This is a genomic window from Photorhabdus namnaonensis, assembly GCF_001684335.1.
Classification (GTDB): Bacteria; Pseudomonadota; Gammaproteobacteria; order Enterobacterales; family Enterobacteriaceae; genus Photorhabdus; species Photorhabdus namnaonensis.
The window spans coordinates 1-5,428 of the sequence record NZ_LOIC01000021.1 but is presented as its reverse complement, the minus strand read 5'-3'; the positions used below and the strand labels follow the sequence as shown (position 1 = coordinate 5,428).

Genomic DNA, 5,428 nt, shown 5'->3' with positions numbered 1-5,428 from the left:
AGGAATAAAAGGATAAAAAATGAAATTAAAATTGTTATTACTATTGTTAGGAGTGATTGCTATGTCCGATGCTAACGCAAGTGAACCGCGGTTGTATATTCGCAGTTTATTCGATATTCAGTATGCCTTTTGTGATATTAAAACCAATGGCGTAACGGGAATGGATAACCGAGATTCAGCCCGGGAAGGGCGAGGGTTTGGGACTTCAAGTACGGCCGCTATGCTATTAATGGTAAATGGAGAAAATGAAATCAGTCTGGAATTTGGTGCGTTGGGTTGGTTTTCCTCAGATGCATTATCAGATAAAGACCGCAGCCACTTTAATCCTGAAGCTAAGTGTAATCTGGAATTGACGGCCATGCGTGGTAAAGAAAGTGAAATATTGACGGCAATTGAAGTGGCAATTGATAAAAATGGTCAGCCTGTGGCAATAACACCCGCAAATGAAGCGAAATATGCTGCTATTAGCACACCAGTGGTACGACATGTGATACAGGCAGAAAAGGTAGAGGCTGGACACGTGGAGAAACAATATTTTGATTCGAAAGAATATCCACCCAATATGACTTTATATCGATTTAGCAGGAATGTAAAAATTAGTGGATTACCTGACTGGGCATGGGTGAAAGCAACAGCTTATACGGATACACCTGAACAGCGCCAGCAATTACAACAGGCTTATATGGCGGTCTGGCAGGCTTATAATGCAAAAGATGTGAATATTATCTGTAATCAACAAAAAATCGCTCTCAAGGCTTGGGCTTGGGCTACTAATGAAAGTGAAGGGAATATCTTTGCTGATAAAGATTTTCATAATGATTTCAAAGAAAAAAGTTTCAAAATGAAACCAATTAATTGGAATGACTACCGTGTTAAGATAATGAATCAGGGTAGAATGGTCAGACTAGTGAATAAATCAGACCCGGGGAGTTCCCCAATATCTTATTACGTTAATGATGAAGATGGTGATACGGTTCTAGTTACCATTGCACCAATCTTTTCATTAATTAATGGCCGTTTTGTTCAGGTAATTTAATGGATAGCAATATCGGGTTATTTGACCCGATATTTTTTCTTAATGGGAAATGTAATAAAAGTCGGTAATATCGATACAGTATTTGGTGATTGTAAAACGACTCTGGGATTGTGGGTTTGATTAATATTAAAGTTGAATAATATTCCACTTATCACCGGATTACCCGGAATGTGAGGATAAAATGAGATTGAAACTGTTATTGCTGTTATTAGGAGTTATTATTATGTCAGGTTTAGGAGTGATGGTAATGCAAGGCGCTAATGCAAATGAACCGCGGTTGTATATTCGCAGTTTATTCGATATTCAGTATGCTTTTTGTGATATTAAAACCAATGGTGTAACCGGGTTCAGTAACCGTAATTCGGCTCGGGAAGGTCGGGGATTTGGTACCGGCAGTACGGCTTCCATAATTTGGTTTTCTTCATTTATATTAATTGCTGGTTTTCAGACCAGCGATTTTGGTTAATAAAATCATTATAATTTATTTTAACCTAACCCATTCAATATATTGAAACTTTCCGCCAAAACCACGGCTTTTCATTAGAGTAAAATATCGTTATTTCAAAAAAATAAGTTGATTATTTCTTCCATTTCCTACCCTCCCGTTCATATGTTGAACAGGGAAAAGTTTGGTTAATGAATCTGCCGGTGAATATGTTCGGTAATCATTTAAGTAAAAGAGGGTGAAATTATGGTTGTTTTACATGATCTGTTTAATTCCCTGAGCCTCGACCTCACGGGATCAGGAGGAATGTAATGGCAGATTCAGGATTGATTTTTACACTTACTGTCGGCTCTCTCCCGGAGAAAACTTTTGCCGTGGTGGAGTTTACTCTAGATGAAGCGCTGTCAGAGTTATTTTGTCTGGAGGCGATATTAACCAGCGCTGATCCGGATATTAATTTCGCTGATGTTCTGGATAATGTTGCGACACTGACCGTTTATCGTGATGGAAAACCTGAGCGCAGTATAACTGGGATTGTGACTCAGTTTGAACAAAGCAGGACAGGTCGTCATCGCAGTCATTATTCCTTGACCATTCAACCTGCTTTATGGCGTGCGGGATTACGGGTTAATTCCCGTATTTTTCAGCATCAATCTGTGACTGAGATTATTGAAATATTATTGAAAGAAAATGGCGTTAGAAACTTCTATTGCCAATTGCGTTATGAACATCCTGAACGGGAATTTTGTGTGCAATATGATGAGAGTGATCTGGCGTTTCTCCAGCGTTTATTGGCTGATGAAGGGATGTTTTATTATTTCGATTTCACTGAGGAGCGAGGTGAACCGATAATTATTTTCATTGATTCTCATCGGATAAATAACAAATTTTCATTGCCCTATCACCCAGAATTGGATGCTACAGGAAGCCAATGCAGTATCAATCGATTCTGTTGGCGTGAACAGGTCGGGATTGCCAAGATTGTGTTGAAGGATCGTACGTTTAAAAATCCGCGGTGGGGGGCTGACTGTTACTATCACGAACGCCAAATTAATCACCAGCGTTCAGATTTGCCCAGTTACACTTACTATGATTTTCCCGGGCGCTTTAAAGATGAGCGTGGCGAGCGCCTGAGTCAATATCGTCTGGAAGCACTCCGCACTGACGCTATGTTTGGCCGCGCACAAAGTGATTGTTTTGCTCTGGCGCCGGCATCAGGGTTTACGCTGACTGATCATCCGAAAGAGCAATTTAATACCCTGTGGCTGGTGATTAAAATCAGCCATTACGGTAGACAGCCGCAGGCGGATGAATCTCGTTTCGGTGAAATGGGAACGACCTTAACGAACAGCTTCACCTTTGGCGATCGTAACCGGGTATGGCGTCCTTCACCTTATCCCAAGCCGCGCATTGACGGCCTGCAAATTGCGACAGTGGTTGGCCCGGAGGGGGAAGAGATCTTTTGTGATGAATACGGGCGTGTTCGGGTGCAGTTTGCCTGGGATAAATATGGCGAATTCAATGACCGCAGTTCCTGTTGGATCAGAGTCAGTCAGGCTTGGGCTGGTAATCGCTGGGGCATGATCGCTATCCCCCGAGTGGGGCAGGAAGTGCTGGTGGATTTTTTGCATGGCGATCCAGATCAGCCAATTATTATTGGGCGCACCTATCATGCCACTAACGTTGTGCCTAACCATCTGCCGATAGCAAAAACCCAGATGTCAATTCGCTCAAAAACCCATAAAGGGGACGGTTTTAATGAACTGAGATTTGAAGATGAAAAAGATCGGGAAGAGATATTTATTCATGCTCAGAAGAATCTGGCGATTCAGGTGCTTAATTCCCGGGATGAACGAATTAATTACAACCGTACAACCAGTATTGGCCATGATGACGAACTGGTGATTGCCAATAACCGTAAAATAACGGTTGATGGGCAGCAGGAACATAAAACCATCGGGAACTATGTTGTTCAGGTTGAGGGTGACAAAACTTTGCAGGCCGGCGGCAATGTGGCCCAGAAAGTTCAGGGTATGCTCAGTATTGATACCAATGGCGATATTACGGTGCAAAGTGGCAACAAAATCAGTCTGAAAGTAGGTAATAGCTTTATCGTTATTCATGCTGATGGTGTCGATATCAAAGGTCCATCGATTAATCTGAACTCTGGGGGCAGTCCCGGAGATTTATTGCGCCCGGCGAATCCGGTCATTTTGCAAGCTGCCGCCAGTGCCGGCTCCTTGTTTGTTGCACACTGTCCGAAGGAGGATAACGACTGATGGCCGCTGAAAAATATTATGTCGTCATTGACGGTGCGATTGAATACCGATTGTTTTTTATCTTGGAAAATTTTAATCCCCCTGCGGTTTGTCTTTATGACGAATCTTTACCGCCTGAGCTGCTTAAGGCGGCACCTTACCTGGTGGAGGTGACAGAAAAAGTTGGACTGTATTTAGAGGAATGGCAAACATGTTGGGGGATTTGTCTTCACTCAAAAGCGGATATGAAAACATTGCGTCAGCATTTACGCAAATATCTTCAAGTATTATTACCCGATCAAGATAAACCGGTATTTTTCCGATTTTATGATCCGCGCAATATCTGGGAGTTTCTCAGTGTCCTCAGTGACTGGGAAATTCACTGTTTTCTGGGGCCGATAAATAAAATTAGCACTTCTCTGATGGGCGTTAAGCATGAAGATAATTTTCACGCGGCCAGAAAACAATTTCCCGCAGAGGCATGCTCCAGACAAAAGATGTTGCGGATCACAACAAAGCAATATGCTCAGTTAAATGAGCTATTCGAACAACGATATATTAATAAACTGACGCGATTTATTAATGAAGTCAATTACCATAATAGCGCCGGTACCATAGATCTGCCATACGACTCCCTGTCGGCACATTCAGACCGGATATTGAAAAACCCGCTTCCTGATACACATTATTCTCCCGCTTATATGGATGAGGCGACATTTATTCAACATAAAACCTTCGCAGAGGATTGTTTTTATTTTTGTCGTGATAATGAAATTACGGATGAACGTTCTATTGGCGGGTTTCTCTATTTGCTGATGGCGAGACATATCAATCAGTTTGAGCAAATCCCGCCGGCATGGTTAACCGCACTCAGAGACCCCCAGTGGCCGGGTTATTATCGGATGGAAACATTATTAAAAAGCGAATTGGGTTTTATCCCCGATTAGGTAATTAAAAGGTAATTGATATGGTAGAGCAAACTATTTCATCCCGTGCCGGTGTTGCCTGCATGACATGCGACAACCCGGACCCCTGTATTTATAAAATCAGCGTCACTTTTGGTCAGAATACTCAGGTCTGGCCTGAAAAGCCGGCGATTAAGATGAGCCTGATTGATAATGGAAAAGGTCAAAAAGGGACGATACAGATTGAAGGTAAATGTAATAACACGGCTAAACATCATGCGGTGCTGACGGGGGGACAGAAAGAGAAAACGCTAGAATTTAATGCGCCACAGGAGGTGACATTATTTTATAAAGATCAACTGCAAGACGCTGAGATTGAAAGTGACCTGGAAAGTGTCTGGTTTTATTTATCTAATCTTGCCAACCCGACAGATATGTACAGTGAGCCGCGTTATTATAAGTTAATAACTCAAGGTTGCCTGGAGAGTCGACAGTACGCGACGATAGCGGTTTACCCGTCGGTCAGTTTTATGGTTTCGGTTGGATTGAGCTTTGATTTTTCTCATGGAGAACGTTCTGTAAAGGAGCGGCGTGATGAACAGAAAAAAGCGCGTCTGGCGATGGAAAATGTCAAGCCTAAAAATGGCAATAAACTGCGCAGTGGGTGGACAACCCATACGGACCCATTTTATCTGACCCGACAGACGGCCATTAACGTCGAATATGCTTTAACGGTTCAGGATATGGATTACTCGGCGAAGTTTGCGAAAGTGAATAAGGTGAG

The 5,428-nt window shown here is 42.4% G+C and carries 4 protein-coding genes and 1 pseudogene; all 5 read left to right on the top strand.

The annotated features are described in order from the left end of the window. Window positions 1-19 precede the first annotated feature (19 nt). Window positions 20-1,036, top strand: coding sequence for a hypothetical protein (locus Phpb_RS05315; protein ID WP_065389495.1), 1,017 nt, complete (start codon window positions 20-22; stop codon window positions 1,034-1,036). A gap of 223 nt (window positions 1,037-1,259) precedes the next feature. Next, window positions 1,260-1,502, top strand: a complete 243-nt coding sequence (locus tag Phpb_RS05310) for a hypothetical protein (protein ID WP_240492403.1) — start codon at window positions 1,260-1,262, stop codon at window positions 1,500-1,502. A 290-nt stretch (window positions 1,503-1,792) separates the two neighbouring features. Then, on the top strand, window positions 1,793-3,760 hold the full coding sequence (locus tag Phpb_RS05305) for a type VI secretion system Vgr family protein (protein ID WP_065389493.1): 1,968 nt from the start codon (window positions 1,793-1,795) through the stop codon (window positions 3,758-3,760). Further along, a complete protein-coding gene (locus Phpb_RS05300) occupies window positions 3,760-4,686 on the top strand; it encodes a DUF4123 domain-containing protein (RefSeq protein WP_065389492.1) in 927 nt (308 codons plus the stop codon). The genes Phpb_RS05305 and Phpb_RS05300 overlap by 1 nt, the downstream gene beginning before the upstream one ends. 20 nt (window positions 4,687-4,706) lie before the next feature. Next, a pseudogene (locus Phpb_RS05295) lies at window positions 4,707-5,428 on the top strand (hypothetical protein); the annotation flags it as partial.